This is a genomic window from Bradyrhizobium ferriligni (assembly GCF_056837965.1).
Window position 1 is genome coordinate 53,448 of sequence record NZ_JBXEJO010000003.1, and the last position, 16,285, is coordinate 69,732.

15 protein-coding genes are annotated in these 16,285 nt (G+C 65.5%); 8 read left to right on the forward strand and 7 right to left on the reverse strand.

The window, feature by feature from the left end:
* The first annotated feature begins 1 nt into the window (after window position 1).
* Window positions 2–1,951, forward strand: a complete 1,950-nt coding sequence (locus AC1VNY_RS02285) for a molybdopterin biosynthesis protein (protein ID WP_482403944.1) — start codon at window positions 2–4, stop codon at window positions 1,949–1,951.
* A gap of 226 nt (window positions 1,952–2,177) precedes the next feature.
* On the opposite strand, the gene AC1VNY_RS02290 is transcribed toward AC1VNY_RS02285, so the two are convergent.
* Together AC1VNY_RS02290 and AC1VNY_RS02295 are read right to left on the reverse strand one after the other, a co-directional pair.
* A complete protein-coding gene (locus tag AC1VNY_RS02290; protein ID WP_482403945.1) occupies window positions 2,178–4,739 on the reverse strand; it encodes a fused MFS/spermidine synthase in 2,562 nt (853 codons plus the stop codon).
* Window positions 4,740–4,923: 184 nt separating this feature from the next.
* On the reverse strand, window positions 4,924–5,181 hold the full coding sequence (locus AC1VNY_RS02295; RefSeq protein WP_311988559.1) for a hypothetical protein: 258 nt from the start codon (window positions 5,179–5,181) through the stop codon (window positions 4,924–4,926).
* A 581-nt stretch (window positions 5,182–5,762) separates the two neighbouring features.
* Between AC1VNY_RS02295 and AC1VNY_RS02300 the strand changes: the two genes are divergently transcribed.
* From AC1VNY_RS02300 to AC1VNY_RS02320, 5 genes are all read left to right on the forward strand, one after another.
* The gene (locus AC1VNY_RS02300; RefSeq protein WP_482403946.1) at window positions 5,763–6,065 is read left to right on the forward strand and encodes a hypothetical protein; all 303 of its coding nucleotides are present in this window, start codon (window positions 5,763–5,765) and stop codon (window positions 6,063–6,065) included.
* A gap of 158 nt (window positions 6,066–6,223) precedes the next feature.
* Window positions 6,224–6,769: a molybdopterin-guanine dinucleotide biosynthesis protein B gene (mobB, locus tag AC1VNY_RS02305; RefSeq protein WP_482403947.1), complete on the forward strand. Its 546-nt coding sequence runs from the start codon at window positions 6,224–6,226 to the stop codon at window positions 6,767–6,769.
* A 54-nt stretch (window positions 6,770–6,823) separates the two neighbouring features.
* Window positions 6,824–7,093, forward strand: coding sequence for a sulfurtransferase TusA family protein (locus tag AC1VNY_RS02310; RefSeq protein ID WP_028332714.1), 270 nt, complete (start codon window positions 6,824–6,826; stop codon window positions 7,091–7,093).
* Between the two features lie 325 nt (window positions 7,094–7,418).
* Entirely contained in the window at window positions 7,419–9,074 is a 1,656-nt protein-coding gene (locus tag AC1VNY_RS02315) for an OFA family MFS transporter (RefSeq protein ID WP_482403948.1), read from the forward strand.
* Between the two features lie 153 nt (window positions 9,075–9,227).
* Complete coding sequence (locus AC1VNY_RS02320) at window positions 9,228–9,476, forward strand: hypothetical protein (protein ID WP_028342462.1); 249 nt, start codon at window positions 9,228–9,230, stop codon at window positions 9,474–9,476.
* 81 nt (window positions 9,477–9,557) lie between these two features.
* On the opposite strand, the gene lon is transcribed toward AC1VNY_RS02320, so the two are convergent.
* A complete protein-coding gene (lon, locus tag AC1VNY_RS02325; protein WP_482403949.1) occupies window positions 9,558–11,936 on the reverse strand; it encodes an endopeptidase La in 2,379 nt (792 codons plus the stop codon).
* Between the two features lie 11 nt (window positions 11,937–11,947).
* Window positions 11,948–12,355 (reverse strand): Hsp20/alpha crystallin family protein, encoded by a 408-nt coding sequence (locus AC1VNY_RS02330; protein WP_028332710.1) that lies wholly within the window; start codon window positions 12,353–12,355, stop codon window positions 11,948–11,950.
* A gap of 262 nt (window positions 12,356–12,617) precedes the next feature.
* Here AC1VNY_RS02330 and AC1VNY_RS02335 point away from each other — a divergent pair, with 262 nt between their 5' ends.
* Both AC1VNY_RS02335 and AC1VNY_RS02340 read left to right on the forward strand, forming a co-directional pair.
* Entirely contained in the window at window positions 12,618–12,893 is a 276-nt protein-coding gene (locus AC1VNY_RS02335; protein WP_482403950.1) for a hypothetical protein, read from the forward strand.
* 1 nt (window position 12,894) lies between these two features.
* The gene (locus AC1VNY_RS02340; protein WP_482403951.1) at window positions 12,895–13,059 is read left to right on the forward strand and encodes a hypothetical protein; all 165 of its coding nucleotides are present in this window, start codon (window positions 12,895–12,897) and stop codon (window positions 13,057–13,059) included.
* A gap of 9 nt (window positions 13,060–13,068) precedes the next feature.
* Here the strand turns inward: AC1VNY_RS02340 and AC1VNY_RS02345 are convergent, their stop codons facing one another.
* The 3 genes from AC1VNY_RS02345 to dapA form a co-directional block, all read right to left on the reverse strand.
* Window positions 13,069–13,830, reverse strand: a complete 762-nt coding sequence (locus AC1VNY_RS02345; RefSeq protein WP_028332707.1) for a slipin family protein — start codon at window positions 13,828–13,830, stop codon at window positions 13,069–13,071.
* Entirely contained in the window at window positions 13,827–15,236 is a 1,410-nt protein-coding gene (locus AC1VNY_RS02350; protein WP_411783518.1) for an NfeD family protein, read from the reverse strand. The genes AC1VNY_RS02345 and AC1VNY_RS02350 overlap by 4 nt, the downstream gene beginning before the upstream one ends.
* 115 nt (window positions 15,237–15,351) lie before the next feature.
* Window positions 15,352–16,281 carry a 4-hydroxy-tetrahydrodipicolinate synthase gene (gene dapA, locus AC1VNY_RS02355; protein WP_482403952.1) on the reverse strand — a complete coding sequence of 310 codons (930 nt, stop codon included), beginning with the start codon at window positions 16,279–16,281 and terminating at the stop codon, window positions 15,352–15,354.
* Window positions 16,282–16,285: the final 4 nt, after the last annotated feature.

Sequence of the window (16,285 nt, forward strand, 5' to 3'; positions counted from 1 at the left end):
GATGACCAACAGTTTCACGCCGAAACCCAATCCATCCGTCGAGCAGGACCAGTTCCTGACCATCCTGTCGCGCGAGGAGGCGCTCGCACGCTTTGAGGCGGCGCTGTTCCCGCGCCAATTGCCGTCCGAGAGATGGCTGCTCGCCGATGCGCTCGGCCGTGCGCTGGCGGAGGACGTGGTGGCGCCGATCGACGTGCCGCCATTCGATCGCTCCAATGTCGATGGCTTTGCGGTGCGCTCGGCCGATCTGGCGCGCGCCGGCGAGGCCGCGCCGGTGCAACTCGCGCTGAACGACGAGACGATTTCGTGCGGGACTGCGCCGGCTCTGCCGGTGCTCCCGGGTACTGCAACCGCGATTGCGACCGGCGGTCCGGTGCCGCGCGGCGCTGATGCCATCGTGATGGTCGAGCACACCCAGCCCGCCGGCCACGGCACCATCGAGGTCCGGCGTGCGGCGTCGCCCGGCCAGTTCGTGTCCTATGCCGGCTCCGACATCGCGCGCGGCGAGGCGCTGCTGCGCGCGGGAACGATGATCGGGTCGCGCGAGATCGGTATGCTCGCGGCCTGCGGCATCGCCGACGTTCAGGTGGTGCGCCGTCCGCGCGTCGCAATCCTCTCGACCGGCGACGAACTGGTGCAGCCGGGTGAGAAGCTGCGGCCGGCCGCGATCTACGACACCAATGGTGCGATCGTCACCGCGGCGATTGCCGAGAATGGCGGCGACGCGGCGTTCCTTGGCGCGATCGCCGACAACGAGGCAATGCTCGAGGCCGCGATGCGCAAGGCGCTGGCGGACAGCGACATGCTGGTGCTGTCGGGCGGCACCTCCAAGGGCGCGGGCGACGTCTCGCACCGGATCATCGCTCGCCTCGGCAAGCCCGGCATCATCGCGCATGGCGTGGCGCTGAAGCCCGGCAAGCCGCTGTGCCTTGCGGTGTGCGACGGCAAGCCGGTGGTCATCCTGCCCGGCTTTCCGACCTCGGCGATGTTCACCTTCCACGACATGATCGTGCCGGCGCTGCGCCGGATGGCCGGACTGCCGCCGCGATCCGACGCCAAGGTGGCGGCGAAGGTGCCGGTGCGCATCGCCTCCGAGCTCGGGCGCACCGAGTTCGTGATGGTGTCGCTGGTCGAGGGCGCCGACGGCCTGATCGCCTATCCGAGCGGCAAGGGCTCGGGCGCGATCACCTCGTTCGCGCAGGCCGACGGCTTCCTGAAGATCGAGGCGTTGGCCGACCAGCTGCCGGCCGGCAGCGAGGCCGAGGTGACGCTGTTCACGCCGCATGTGCGGGTGCCCGATCTCGTCATCGTCGGCAGCCATTGCACCGGGCTCGATCTCGTCACCGCGCCGCTGGCGCATGCCGGCCTTGTGGTGCGTTCGATCGCGGTCGGCAGTCTCGGCGGGCTCGCTGCCGCCAAGCGCGGCGAATGCGATCTTGCGCCGATCCATCTGTTCGACGACAAGACCGAGACCTACAACACGCCGTACCTCGCCGACGGGCTCGAGCTGGTGCCGGGCTGGCGGCGCATGCAGGGCATCGTGTTTCGCAAGGACAACACGCGCTTTGCCGGCCTGAGCGCAGAGCAGGCGGTGCGCGCCGCGCTCGCCGATCCGGCCTGCATCATGGTCAACCGCAACCAGGGCGCCGGCACCCGCATCCTGATCGATCGCCTGCTGGCGGGCAGCCGGCCCGACGGTTACTGGAATCAGCCGCGCTCGCACAATGCGGTTGCGGCCGCCGTGGCGCAGCACCGCGCCGACTGGGGCATGACCATCGCGCCGGTCGCCGATGCGTCGGGACTCGGCTTCATACCGCTCGCCGAAGAGCATTATGACTTCGCATTGGTGACGGCGCGCAAGCAGCGGCCCGCGGTGCAGGCCTTTCTCGATGCGCTGGCGTCGGATGAAGGGCGGGCTGCATTGACGAAGGCGGGGTTCAGGCCGGCGTAGCGGTGTGCCGCTCTGCCGCACCAATCACAGCTGTCGTCCCTACGAAAGCAGCGACCCTACGCCGCGGCGGGCGTTACAGGCGGGACTCGTCGTTCCAGCATCGCGTAACAATTTGCATTTGTGGTTATGGGTCCCTGCTCTCGCAGGGCACTGAATACGTTGTGCGGCCAGAGGATCACACATCCGCGTTCTCGCGACATGAATTGTCCTGCCGAAGGCACCCTGATCACTCGCTCAGCTTGCGGTCCAGGAAGTCGACGTAGGAATTGTCCGGGTCCAGTTTGACGGCCAGGCGAAGCGCTGCTCGGGCGGCGGACTTGTCGCCGTCGGCCGTGGCCTTGTGCTCATCCAGGATCGCGTTGGCCACCGTGCGCGCGGTGTCGAGACGGGACCTGTCGATGGACCGGTCGGCAAGATAGGCTTCCACCGGCTCGCGGAGGCGCTTCAGTTCGTCCACGCTGACCGAACTCAGCGGATACCAGTTGTAATATTCGAGACGCGGCCGATCGTCCGTGAGGCTCGGCACATCCCCGACAAAGGCCGCGAGTTTGTCATCGGCGGCGATGAATGTCGCCAGGAAATCCTCGGGCGAGCCGAGGCCGTTTGCCGTCAGGTCTTCAGCCACCGCGGGCTTCGACATACGCATGGCGAGCTCGCGCGGATCGATGTTCAACGGTTCATCTGAGGCGATCGCCACGCCTTCCATTCTGGACGGCAGCCACAGCGAGACATGCTTGAACTGGCCCATCATGGCCTTGAGTATCATCTTCGGAAGAATGCCGCGGTTGAAATCCAGCGGCACCCATTGCGCGAGAACGCCGCCGGGACGCATCTTCTGCTTTGCCAGCGCATAGAATTCTTCCGTGTAGAGGTTGATGACGCCGGCATCATGAGGCGGTGGCGGCTCGAGCGTGATGACGTCAAATGTCTCCTTGGTCCCCAGCAGGAAGTGGCGCCCGTCCGCGACGATCTGATGAACTTTGGGATTTTGATAGAACTGCTTGTTGATCGGCACGAAGTGGGGCGCGAATTCGAAAACCGTCGATGCCAGATCGACCGCGTCGATGGATTGCAATTCCTCATGGGTGCTGACCGCTCCCACCGTGGTCCCGGTCCCGATGCAAATGACGACAGCCGTTTCAACCGGGCCCTGGTGCAGCAGAATGGGATAGTGCCCCATCGCGGCCATGTAGCGTCTGCCCTCGGGACGGTTGTTGGCATAGCTCTTCGAATTCACCACCAACTGCTGATACGTGCCCGCTGCCTTCTCGCGATACTCGACCACCGCAAACGTCGCTTGCCGGGTTTCCCGCAACTCGAGCACATTGGCGCCTTCGATCGCGGTCAGGACCCGCTCCAGATAGTGTGGGGTGAAGAGCAGCAGCGCTACGGCGATGACGCTCGCGGCGATCGTCCCTTGCCGCCACAGGCTCCTTTCCCTCAGAAGATCCGGCTGCGACACGGTCGTCGCGACGAAAAGCAGGACGTTCACGACAATCAGCGCGGTGAGCGCGCCCTGGCTGCCCAGACAGGGGATCAGCAGAAAACCCGCCGCCAGCGAGCCGACGACGCCGCCAATCGTGTTCAAGGCGTAGAGCGTGCCGATCCTGCGGCCCAGCGCGCTCATCTGCATCACGGTCAGTTCGCTGGCCAGCGGAAAGCTGACGCCGATCAGCGTCGTCGGCAGCAACAGGGCAACAGCGCAGACCAAGAAGAATGAAACGTCACCCCCCAAGAGCTCCTGCACCGGGACTGGAAGCAGGCCCGATACGACGGGAGACAGCGCTACTCCCATGGTCCGCGCCTTGCCGAGTATTCCGACGGTCAGCGTGGCCGCAACCGCGATCAGCAGCTGCGTCACGGCGAAGTATCGCAGCAATTGATCCTTGCGGGGAGCGAGCAGCCTGGCGCAGATCAGGGCGCCGATCACGAGCCCCAGCAGGTAAACGCCGAGCATGCCCGAGAACGCGTAGACACTCGAGGTGCTGACATTGGTCAGGAATCGGAACCAGACGACCTCATAGGCGATCGACACAAAACCGGAGCACGCGAAAATCCAGATTAGGATCGACGTCCTGTCACGCGCGGTCGCGGCGGTTTGCACCGGCGCCCGTGCCGCAACCGGCAAGAGCGGGCTTGCGCCGCGCGCAACGAACAGGGCCACAACGCCGACGCAGATATACAGCGCTGCGGCAACCAGGCTCGATCCTGCGATGCCCCAAAGGCCCATCAGCACAAAGCCGACAGTCAGGGTGCCGATGGCGGCGCCCAGCGTGTTGAACCCGTAGAGCAGACCGATGCGATTGGCGAGGTCGGTTTGTGTGCGGGTCAGGAATTTCACCAGGAAGGGCAGGGTCGCGCCCATCAACATCGTCGGCAGCGACAAGATGGCGAGCGACACGGCGACCATGAGAGGCAGCCGGAATGGAGACTCCAGGTCCAGCATCGGTGACAGCCAGCCCACCCATGTCGGCCAATGCGACAGCAATGCGGTGACCGCGAGAGAAACGAAGGCGAGGGCGAGTTCGAGAAACCCGTAGATTTTCAGGGGGCGGCTGACGGTGTCGGCGATCCGGCCTCCCAGGGCGCTGCCGAGCGAGAGACCGAAAAAGAAGCTTGCCACCGTGACGCTGACGGAGACGGTCGCGCTTCCCAGCACGAATTGCAGTTGCTTGAACCAGAGAACCTGCAGGATCAGCGATGCCGCGCCCGATGCCAAAAAGATCGCCGTGACCAGAATCCGGTTTGTCAGGCTTACGGCATCTCGAACGCCACCACGATTGCGCACTGGACCGGTCTCCCGTTGAACGGGAGAACAGGTAAGGCAAATGCTCTTAATATTGCCTTATGGCGGAGCGGCGCTGCGCGGCAGCCGAATCGCGTTGAGATTGCTAGGAAAATTGTCGTTTGGCGCATGCTTGCCGGGGCCGAACGATCGCGCTGTGAGAGGGCCTGTGCGTTGCGGATCCAGCTCAGTGCCGCATGGCCGTCTCCACGAACTCCAGCACGGAGCGCGGGACCTCTTCGTATTCGACGAAACGGCGCCGAAGCTCGTCGGCAATGTCGGTCGTGACGTCGCGCGACCATCCTTCATTGGTATTGAAGGCCACGATGCGGACCGGACGGCTGTACTGATCGTCCAAAAGGCGCCGGATCAGCGTTTTCCGGTCGGTGCCTTCCTCATCGGTTTCGCTCCAGGCACGACCCAGTCGGCCAAAATCGTTCAGCACCAGATAGGTGTCGTGGTCGATTGAATGCGGCACAATCGAAGGTGAGCGAGGCATACATGGTCCTCCACGGTGCACATTATCGTGTTCCAATCGCTCTGCGCATTGGAAATTTTGAGGTAAATCCGGTGGATAGCGGGATCGCGCGCCGTCAGACGAAGGATGCAGTGGTTGCCTTGGAGCAAAGCGTCCCGTCGCCGGTTATCTCTTATCACCGACATGGGCCCTGTTGCGGATGTCGGTGGTTGAGCGACCGATGGGGCTCCCACCCGCTCGAGGAGCGGAGCGATGTTAAGAAGGCTTCGTTTTAGGAATACAACGCTGGAAGAAGTGCTGGCAGTCGATACGCAGCGGCCGCGGAAGAGGCTGCGGATGCGTGACCAGCCCCCGAGAGAGAGCCGATCGGCAAGGCTTGCCAAGCCAGGGCGGCCGGTCAGTCAACGGACCGGCTGATCCTGCGGGATAGCGCGCCGCGCGGGGCCAGCCCGACGCTGCCGAGCCGCACTTGGTGAGCCCGACTTCGGCGAGCCGGACTTGCGCGGCGGCTCGTGAACTGGTTCGCCGATTGCGGCGACCAAACCGTCATGGCACTCGACACCGTCAATTTTCGCAAAGTCGCCGCGCTCATCGCGGCTGCCGGCACCTTGTTCTGGCTCTACACCTTCTACGCCATCGCCCATGTGCCGCCGGGCGACGGCACCGGCTTCCAGTGGCTGGCGGTGTTTCCGCTCGGCATGGTGTTCGGCCTGTTCTTCCTGCCGGCCTGGCTGCTCGTCGCCATCGGCCGATTGCCGAGATTCACCGCGGCGCTTGGGGCCTGTGGCCTGATCGCGTTCGCGGTGCTGTGGGCACAGCTGCTGCAGGAGTTTCCGAGGGCCGTCCTCTAGCGAGCCAGTCGATCCGCATCCGCCGGCAAGCCTGGCATGACATTGCTCCAAGGCTGATATAAGCAGCGTTGGGCGCAAGTCGCGGCTTCCGTCGTCACGGCTGGTCCCGGCCATCCATGTCGGGCGGAACAGCAGGCGTGGATGCCCTAACGATTGGTATGTCTTCGGAGACGCGTATGAAAGTGATTGGCCTCGCGGGCTGGAGCGGTGCCGGCAAGACCACCCTGCTGTCGCGGGTGATCCCCTGCCTGCTGGGCCGCGGCCTGCGCGTCTCCGTGATCAAGCACGCCCACCATGAATTCGATGTCGACGTGCCCGGCAAGGACTCCTGGGTGCACCGGCAGTCCGGTGCGACCGAGGTGCTGGTGTCGTCGACGCGGCGCTGGGCGCTGATGCACGAGCTGCGCGGCGCAGATGAGCCGCGGCTGCCCGAGCTGCTCGCCAAGATGGCGCAGGTCGATCTGGTCGTGGTCGAAGGCTTCAAGCGCGAGCCGGTCAGCAAGATCGAGGTGTACCGCGCCGCCAACGGCAAGCCGCTGCTGTTTCCCGACGACCCGCGCGTGGTCGGGATCGCCAGCGACGTCGCCGTTGCAACCACGCTGCCGGTCGCGCATCTCGACGACATCGAGGACGTTGCCGAATTGATGCTGCGCGCCGCGATCCCTGTCGACGACGTGCTCGCGCAGGCTCCGGCCGTGGGCTGAAGTGGATGAGGAGGCAGCGTTGACGATGCAGGACGGCTTCGCCATGGTCGAACCATGACAACGACGAAGCTCGATCTCACCGGCCTGAAATGCCCGCTGCCGGCGCTGAAGACGCGCAAGGCCCTCAGGAGCGTGACGGCGGGAGATTTCCTCGAGGTGCATTGCACCGATCCGCTTTCGGTGATCGATATCCCGGCCCTGATCCAGGAGACCGGCGACAAGGTCGAGATCACCGAACGCAGCGACGCCCGGATCGTCTTCTTGATCGAGAAGATCAATGGAGCGATAGGCAATTCGAATGCTGCGTTGCCGCGTACCAGCTAGATGCAGCTTGATATCTACCTTTTGCCTATCGACACCTATTTTCCATTCTGCGCGAATTGATAATGTCCGCCGGGTTGTGGTGATGGAGTTGTGCTCGAGTGTGGGCGCATCGACGGACAACGACTGGGCCTGTGTCCAGATCACGGGCTGCACGGCCGGGCATATCCGGTCGTATTGGGGGTTAGCATTTCCGGAATGTGCGTGGTTGGTCCCGGCGCATTGAGGAAATGTGCGGCGCAGCCGGCTGACGCTGGCCGCAATGGGCTGAGACGGGATCGAAGACGCAGATGCGCCTGTCGTAATGGCGGCTGCAGGGGAGGTGTCAATGACCACAGTGAGCAGCGCCGGACGCGTATCCGCGTCAGGTGCAGGTTTCCTCGACAAGGAACATACAATCGCGACCGCCGGCTTCAACCGCTGGCTGGTGCCGCCGGCCGCGCTCTGCATCCATCTGTGCATCGGCATGGCCTACGGCTTCTCGGTGTTCTGGCTGCCGCTGTCGCGCGCGATCGGCCTGACCGCGCCGAAGGCGTGCCCCGACATCTCGCTGGTGCAGGAGCTGTTCACCACCACCTGCGACTGGAAGGTCGCGAGCCTGGGGTGGATGTACACGCTGTTCTTCGTGCTCCTCGGCGTCTCCGCCGCGATCTGGGGTGGCTGGCTTGAGAAGGTCGGTCCGCGCAAGGCCGGCTTCGTCGCGGCGCTGTGCTGGGCCGGCGGTCTCGTGATCGGCGCGCTCGGCGTCTACACACACCAGCTCTGGCTGATGTGGCTCGGCTCCGGCGTGATCGGCGGCGTCGGCCTCGGCCTCGGCTACATCTCGCCGGTGTCGACGCTGGTGAAATGGTTCCCCGACCGGCGCGGCATGGCGACCGGCATGGCGATCATGGGCTTCGGCGGCGGCGCGATGATCGGCGCCCCGCTCGCCGACAGGCTGATGAATTACTTCAAGACCCCGACCTCGGTCGGCGTCTGGGAGACCTTCCTCGCCATGGGCGCGATCTATTTCGTGTGCATGATGATCGGCGCGTTCCGCTATCGCATTCCGCCGGCCGGCTGGCAGCCCGAGGGCTGGACGCCGCCGACGAAGGCCAACGCGATGATCTCGAGCAAGCACGTCCATCTCGACAACGCGCACAAGACGCCGCAATTCTGGCTGATCTGGTGGGTGCTCTGCCTCAACGTGTCGGCGGGCATCGGCGTGATCGGCATGGCCTCGCCGATGCTGCAGGAGATCTTCGCGGGCAAGCTGATCGGCCTGCCCAATGTCGGCTTCAACCAGCTCGATGCCGGACAGAAGGCGCAGATTGCGGCGATCGCGGCCGGCTTTGCCGGATTGCTGTCGCTGTTCAACATCGGCGGCCGGTTCTTCTGGGCGTCGCTGTCGGACAAGATCGGCCGCAAGAACACCTACTACACGTTCTTCATCCTCGGCATCGCGCTCTACGCGCTGGCGCCGACCTTCGCCGCGATGGGATCGAAGCTTCTGTTCGTGCTCGGCTTCGGCATCATCCTGTCGATGTATGGCGGCGGCTTCGCCACCGTGCCGGCCTATCTCGCCGACATGTTCGGCACCCAGTTCGTCGGCGCCATCCACGGCCGTCTGCTGACGGCGTGGTCCACCGCCGGCATCATCGGTCCTGTCGTGGTGAACTACATTCGCGAGTTCCAGCTGGCCGCCGGCGTGCCGCGCGACCAGCTCTACAACACCACGATGTACATCCTGTGCGCTATGCTGATCGCGGGCCTGATCTGCAACTACCTGATCAAGCCGGTCGATCCGAAATGGCATATGAGCGACGCCGAGGTCGCCAAACTGCAGGATGCGAGCGCCAGCGCCGCGGCGGCCGGACCGCACGGTTCCTACGGAATCGGGTTTGGCGGGCTCGACGCCAAGGCGGCGCTGTTCTGGCTGTTCGTCGGCATTCCGCTGGCGTGGGGCGTCTACATGACGCTGCTCAGCGCGGTCAAAATCCTCTGATCGCAGACCGGGCCGCGCGCGGGACATCTGGCATCCCGCGCGCGGCCCGAAGCGTTTTCGGGCGAAGTGGATGCCGGTTCGCGTGAAGAAAACGCGCCAGACAAGAAGCTCTACGCCGTTCAATTCAACAGATAATCAAGGGACATTTCAGTCATGTTTCGTACCGCAAGCTGTCTTGTGGCCGCCTTGCTTCTCGCCGGCTCGCTGCACACCGCGTCAGCCCAGACCACCGAGGCCAAGCCGTCGAAGGTCAAGCTCACCATGCAGAAGCTGAAGGACATGAAGGCGAAGTGGAAGGCCAACAAGCCCAAGCTGAAGGCCTGCCGCGCCGAGGTGAAGTCGAAAGGCCTGACCGGCGACGACCGCTGGTTCTACATCGAAGAATGCATGGGGAAGAGCTGAGCGGCACCGCTCCGGTATCTGCAACGCAAGAGGGCGTGACAGCGATCGCCGTCACGCCCTCTTGTTGCGTTTGAGACGCGATCACTCCGCGGCGGCGGGCGTCGTCTTGGCGGCCTCCAGCGCTGCTGCGATCGCCTCGTCGACCCGTTCGAGCCAGATGAACTCCAGCTTGGCGCGGGCGCCGGCGGGGATGTCGTCGAAGTCGCGCTTGTTGCGCGCCGGCAGCATCACGCGGGTCAGACCGGCAGCCGCGGCGGCAACCACTTTCTCCTTGATGCCGCCGACCGGCAGCACGAGGCCGCGCAGCGAGATCTCGCCGGTCATCGCGGTGTCGCTGCGCACCGTGCGGTCGGTCAGCAGCGAGGTGAGGGCGGTGAACATCGCAACGCCCGCGCTCGGGCCGTCCTTCGGCGTCGCGCCGGCGGGAACGTGGACGTGGATGTCGCTCTTCTCGAACACGCCGGGATCGATGCCGAGCTGGGACGCGCGGCTCTTCACCAGGGTCAGCGCGGCCTGCACGCTCTCGCGCATCACCTCGCCGAGCTGGCCGGTGAGGATCAGCGCGCCGCGGCCCGGGGTGCGCGACGCCTCGATGAACAGGATGTCGCCGCCGACCGGGGTCCAGGCGAGGCCGGTGGCAACGCCGGGAATGCTGGTGCGCATCGCGATCTCGTTCTCGAACCTCGGCTGGCCGAGCAGCGATACGATGTCCTTCGGCGCGATCGTGACGTGGCTGGTGCTGCCTTCGGCGATCTGCACCGCGACGTTGCGCAGCACCTTGCCGATCTCGCGCTCCAGGTTGCGCACGCCGGCCTCGCGGGTGTAGCTGCGGATGATCAGCCGCAGCGCATCCAGATCGATCTCGACCTGCTCGACCTTGATTCCGTTGGCCTCGAGCTGGCGCCGCACCAGGTAGCGCTTGGCGATCTCGAGCTTCTCGTCCTCGGTGTAGCCGGCAAGGCTGATCAGCTCCATGCGGTCGAGCAGCGGCCCGGGCACGCCGTCGAGCATGTTGGCGGTGGCGATGAACACGACGCGCGAGAGGTCGAACGGCACGCCGAGATAATTGTCGCGGAACGTGCTGTTCTGTTCGGGGTCGAGCACTTCGAGCATCGCGGCCGACGGATCGCCCTGGATGCCGCGGCCCATCTTGTCGATCTCGTCGAGCATCATGACGCAATTGCGCGCACCGGCCTTCTTGATCGCCTGGATGATGTTGCCGGGCAGCGCGCCGATATAGGTGCGACGATGGCCGCGGATCTCGGCCTCGTCATGCACGCCGCCAAGGCTAACACGAACGAACGGCCGCGACATCGCGCGTGCGATCGATTGGCCGAGCGAGGTCTTGCCGACGCCGGGCGGGCCGAGGAAGCACAGGATCGGCGCCTTGCCGCCGGGCGCGAGCTTGCGCACCGCCAGATATTCGATGATGCGGCTCTTGATCTTCTCAAGGCCGTAATGGTCCTGGTCGAGGATCTTGCGCGCCTCCGCGATGTCGATCGGCTTCTCCTCCGGAAGGCTCCAGGGCAGGTCGATCAGCCAGTCGAGATAGCTGCGCACCATGCCGGACTCGGCCGCGGCCTCCGGCATCCGCTCGTAGCGGCGCAATTCCTTCTGCGCCTGGCTTTCGGCCTCCGGCGGCATCTTGGCATCGGCGATCGCCTTGGTCAGCTCGGCGACTTCCGCAGCCTTGCCGTCGCCTTCGCCGAGCTGGCGCTGGATCGTTGCCATCTGCTCGCGCAGGATCGCCTCGCGCTGCCGCTCGTCGAACACGGCCTTGGTCTTCTGCCCGATCTCCTGGCTCAGCCTCAGCACCTCGATGCGCTCGGCGAGGTGACGCGACACCTTGTCCATCCGCGCCACGAGATCGATGGTTTCCAGGATGTCCTGCTTCTCCGACGGCTTGATGTCCATGTAGGACGTCGCAAGGTCGGCGAGGGTTGCCGGCGAGGTGGTGCCCTGCAGCGCAGCGATCAGCTCCTGCGGCACTTGCGGCAGCAATTGCGCGGCCTCCAGCGCCTGGCGCTGCAGATTGAGGAAGCGCGCCTCGATCTCGGGCGAGGTGGTGGTCGGCTCCGGGATCTGCAGCACGCGGGCGGCGAGGAACGGCGTGCCGGGCAAATAGTCGAGCACGCGCATGCGCTGCACGCCCTGGCAGACCAGGTGGTGAGTGTCGTCGGCGCCGGTGATGTAGCGCACGATGTTGGCTGTTGTGCCGACGCGGTAAAGCCCGTCGGGACCGGGATTGTTGGTCTCGGGATCGCGCTGCAGCAGGATGCCGATCGGCCGCTGCTCGCGCACCGCCTGCTGGGCCGCGGCGATCGACGTCGCGCGCGCGATCGTGATCGGAATGATGACATCCGGAAACAGCACGGTGTTGCGCACCGGGACGATGATCAGCGCGTCGCTCGGGATCGGCGTCGAAGTCGATGCTGGGCTTGAAACGTCTGAGGCAGCCATGTCGAAATCCTTTAGCTCGACTTTCCGAGCCGCAGGCCGACGCAGCCATGCGCGGCAAAGCGGCTGATGGTGTAGCGGCCGGTCGGCAGCGCGATGCGGCGCTCGAACCGGCCCTGCGGCAGTTCGAGGCGCAGGATGCGGGCGTTGCGGAGTTCAGGGGGCAGGGTGCGGCGGCCGGAGATCACCAGCGTGCCGCCGTCGAGCGCGGCCTCGACCTCGTCAGGATCGACCCCCGGCAACGCGACCAGGATCAGGATTTCATCCTCGGTCTCGATCACGTCGGTCGGCGGTTCCCAGCTCGGCTCGGTGCTTCCGGCGCGCGGGTGCAAATTGAGGAAGCTCTGGTGCAACCGTTCGGCGCGGGCGAGCGCCTCGATCGCATCCGACAGCATCCAGTTGATCTGATCCTTGGGCCGCATGGGTACTCTCCACGTCGCATTGGGAGGCGAGGTTACCGGTCTTGCCGCCGACCGTAAACCGGCCCCTCACGCGGCCGATTAGGGTAAAATTGTCCGAAATGTCGCGATTTGCGGCATGGCCGCGGTGCACGGACCGCGACCGGACGCTTATGCCGCGGCTATGTGACAGGGCTGCGGCTGCTCTCGAATTCCTACGGCCTTCCCTGCATCTTTTGCCGTGATGCGGTGCGCTCGCGCGCGCCGCCAAACGGGAAGGTGGCACATGACCTTGCTCCATTACCACGATGCCCGGCCGCACGGTTCGGCCGGCGCCATGCCCTTGATGCTGCGGCGAACGTTCCGGCGGATCGGCCTCGTCTTCAGGACTGTTCACCGCGCGATCGCCGCCGCCAAGATTCATCGGCTGCGCAATGAGCTGCTGCTGCATCGCGGCCACGAGGATTGGGCGCGGACCCATCTCAATGTCGGCATGCTCGGCGGCGACGCCGAGAGATATCCACGGGCGCCGGTCGTGCTCGGCGAGAAGTGGGACTACTGAGATGCGCGCGGCTTCGTTCATCGCTGCCCTGCCGCGCCGCGCCGCAGAAGGGCTGCTCACATTTCTTGCCTGGATCGGCGAGGAGCCGATCAGCAGCTACCGGCCCGAGGCGCATTACATGCGCGGTCCGGGACCTGCGTGGCGGGCCAAGCATCGCGGGAGCTAGGGTCCTGGTTCACGTCGCTTCACGTCGCGGCGCCAGATGATCGAGCAGGTTCATCGGGAGCGGGAAGACCACGGTCGAGGAGCGTTCGCCGGCAATGTCGTGCAGCGCTGCGAAGTAGCGCAGCTGCATCGCCTGCGGCTCCTGGGCAAGGATCCTGCCGGCCTCGACCAGCTTCTCGGCGGCCTGCTGCTCGCCCATCGCGTTGATCACCTTGGCGCGCCGCAGCCGCTCGGCCTCGGCCTGCTTGGCGATCGCCCGCACCATCGTTTCGTTGAGATCGATATCCTTGATCTCGACCCCGGTGACCTTGATGCCCCAGACGTCGGTCTGCCTGTCGAGAGTCTCCTGGATGTCGGCGTTCAACTTGTCGCGCTCCGCCAGCATCTCGTCGAGCTCGTGCTTGCCGAGCACCGAGCGCAGCGTGGTCTGCGCAAGCTGGCTGGTCGCAGCCATGTAGTCGCTGACCTTGATGATGGCGCGCTCGGGATCGACGATGCGGAAGTAGAGCACGGCGTTGACCTTGACCGAGACGTTGTCGCGCGAAATCACGTCCTGCGGCGGCACCACCTGCACCACCACCCTGAGATCGACCTTCACCAGCTGCTGCACCACCGGAATCAGGATGATGAGGCCCGGGCCCTTCACCCCGGTGAAACGGCCGAGCGTGAAGATGACGCCGCGCTCGTATTCGCGCAGCACGCGCACGGCCTGGGTCAGGAATACGATGATCAGCAGCGCGATCGCCGCATAGGTGAAATAATCAAGCATCATGCTGTACCTCCTTCGCCGGGGGAGGCCGGCGCGCGCCGTACCACCAGCGTCAAATCGATGATGTTGGCGACCTCGACCGTGTCTCCCGCCGTGAACGTCTCGGTGCTGCGCGCTTGCCAGCGTTCGCCGTTGGTGAAGACGTGACCCGTGGTCTCGGACCAGTCGAGCACCTCGGCCGATAGCCCGCGCATGGCTTGCGCACCGATCCGCACCGGGCCCTTGCGCGCGCGGCGGAGCGCGCCGAGCACGACGAGAATGAGCCCGGTGAACATCGCGGCGACGATGCCGATGACCGGCCATGATAGCCGGTATCCGGGCGCCTCGATCCGAAACAGCATGGCTGCTCCAAGCACGAAGGCGACGATTCCTCCGAGGCCGATCACGACGGTCGGGTTGAAGGCTTCGATTGCGAGCAGCGCGATCCCGACCAGCATCAGGGCGAAGCCGGCGTAGTTGATCGGCAGCATGTTGAGCGCGTAGAGACCGAGCAGCAGGCAGATCGTCCCGACAACCCCCGGCGCCACGGCACCGGGCGACATGAACTCGAAGATCAGGCCGTAGATGCCGACCATCAGGAGAATGAATGCGATGTTGGGGTCGGTGATGACCGCGAGCGCGCGCGCGATCCAGGTGGGATCGATGGCCTCGATCGCGGCTTCCCTGGTCGCCAGGCGTTGCGTCTTGCCGCCGGGAAGCTCGATGGTCCGGCCATCGACCTGCCTGAGCAGATCGGCCGGATCGCGTGCGGTGAGATCGATGACGTTAGCTTGCAGCGCGGCGTTGGCGGAGAGGGTGGCGGCATCGCGCACCGCCTTCTCGGCCCAGTCGGCATTGCGGCCACGCAATTCGGCGAGGCTGCGGATGAAGGCAACGGCATCATTCGTCACCTTCGCCGTCATGGCATCCTTGGTTTCGGACGGATGGCCGCCGTCCTTCTGGTCCTTGCCGCCCTTGTCCGGTGTGCTGCCCGGCAGCCCCGGTATCGGGCCGCCAATCTGCACCGGCGTCGCGGCGCCGATGTTGGTGCCGGGCGCCATGGCCGCGAGATGGGTCGCATAGAGGATGTAGGTCCCGGCGCTCGCGGCATGGGCGCCGGATGGCGCAACGTAGCCGACCACGGGAACGGGCGAGGCCAACACGTCGGCGATGATCTCACGCATGCTGGTGCTGAGACCGCCCGGCGTATTCAAACGCAGGATGACAATTTCGGCGCGACGCTCGGCGGCCTTGGCCAGGCCGTCCTTGACGTAGCTGGCCGCTGCCGGCCCGATTGCCCCGTCGATTGAAATGGTCAGGGCAAGATGGCTGTTGTCCGCGGCCGGACCGGGACGGATGGAGACAACCAGAGCGACCAGGACGGTCGCAACAACGAGGGCCGCCTTGAAGGTGGTGTGCACGGCAAGCACTCCCTTGCCGTGGATATGGGGCGCCGTTTCGGAACCTCAAGTTGGCGTCGTGTCACGGGCACCGTGTGCTGATCGCATTGTGCATTGCGATGGCTTATGTCGGGTCGGCAAAATCTCAATGCGCGGCTGCGAGGTACTGGTCGGCAAGCTCAGCCATCGCTTGCGAGACCTCGGCCTTTGCCGACCCGTTCAATTGCACGATCGGCAGCCGCGTCGCCGGCTGCATGAATCCCAGAAGCGCCAGCGCGAACTTCAATACGGCGGGATGCTCGCGCTCCAGCAAGGTCGCAAGCGGCACCAGCCGCTGGTGCAACTCCCGCGCCTGATACAACCGTCCCTCGCGGAAATGCCTGTGAACGGCCACATACAGATCGGGCGCGACGTTCGTCACGGCAGAGATGCAGCCATCGCCACCGGCGGCGAGCCAGGCCAGCGACGCGGCGTCGTCGCCGGTCAGCATCCGGAATGTCGCCGGCAGGCGTGAGCGCAGGCGCGCCAGCCGGGCAACGTCACCACTGCCGTCGCGCAATCCCACGAAGCGCGGCGATGCGGCGAGCTCGAGCAGCGTCTCGTCGGCAAGGCGCTTCACCGTGCGCGACGGAATGTCGTGCAGGATGACGGGCAGCGTGGTGGCCGCGGCGACGGCGCGGAAATGCGCCGCCGTGCCCCGTGGCATCGGTTTGTTGTAATAGGGCACGACCGACATGACTGCGTCGGCACCGGCGGCTTCCGCGGACCGGGTGAATGTGACGGCGCGATCCGTCGCGTTCGATCCGGCGCCGGCGATGATGCGAACCCGCTTGCGCGCGACGCCTGCGGCGATACGCACGAGCTGCGCGCGTTCCGCGGGCTCAAGCGTCGCGCTTTCACCGGCGGTCTCGCCGACCACCAGCGCGGTGGCACCCGCCGCGATCTGGCGTTCGCACAGCCGGCTGAATGCTTCCGCGTCGATTTCGCCCCGATGGCTGAAGGGGGTCGGAAGATCGGGGATGAAGCCCGACAGCCATGCGGCCGTGTCGGCTTTCGCAGCCGTTTGCCAGGTCATGGGC

What these genes read in the sequence shown, in the direction of transcription:
- AC1VNY_RS02330 (WP_028332710.1), bottom strand. Translation starts at nt 12,355, where the DNA reads ATGCGGCCCAAGGATCAGATCAACTGGATGCTGTCGGATGCGATCGAG.
- lon (WP_482403949.1), bottom strand. Translation starts at nt 11,936, where the DNA reads ATGGCTGCCTCAGACGTTTCAAGCCCAGCATCGACTTCGACGCCGATC.
- AC1VNY_RS02340 (WP_482403951.1), top strand. Translation starts at nt 12,895, where the DNA reads ATGCGCGCGGCTTCGTTCATCGCTGCCCTGCCGCGCCGCGCCGCAGAA.
- AC1VNY_RS02285 (WP_482403944.1), top strand. Translation starts at nt 2, where the DNA reads ATGACCAACAGTTTCACGCCGAAACCCAATCCATCCGTCGAGCAGGAC.
- AC1VNY_RS02310 (WP_028332714.1), top strand. Translation starts at nt 6,824, where the DNA reads ATGACAACGACGAAGCTCGATCTCACCGGCCTGAAATGCCCGCTGCCG.
- AC1VNY_RS02320 (WP_028342462.1), top strand. Translation starts at nt 9,228, where the DNA reads ATGTTTCGTACCGCAAGCTGTCTTGTGGCCGCCTTGCTTCTCGCCGGC.
- AC1VNY_RS02315 (WP_482403948.1), top strand. Translation starts at nt 7,419, where the DNA reads ATGACCACAGTGAGCAGCGCCGGACGCGTATCCGCGTCAGGTGCAGGT.
- AC1VNY_RS02345 (WP_028332707.1), bottom strand. Translation starts at nt 13,830, where the DNA reads ATGATGCTTGATTATTTCACCTATGCGGCGATCGCGCTGCTGATCATC.
- dapA (WP_482403952.1), bottom strand. Translation starts at nt 16,281, where the DNA reads ATGACCTGGCAAACGGCTGCGAAAGCCGACACGGCCGCATGGCTGTCG.
- AC1VNY_RS02335 (WP_482403950.1), top strand. Translation starts at nt 12,618, where the DNA reads ATGACCTTGCTCCATTACCACGATGCCCGGCCGCACGGTTCGGCCGGC.
- AC1VNY_RS02300 (WP_482403946.1), top strand. Translation starts at nt 5,763, where the DNA reads ATGGCACTCGACACCGTCAATTTTCGCAAAGTCGCCGCGCTCATCGCG.
- mobB (WP_482403947.1), top strand. Translation starts at nt 6,224, where the DNA reads ATGTCTTCGGAGACGCGTATGAAAGTGATTGGCCTCGCGGGCTGGAGC.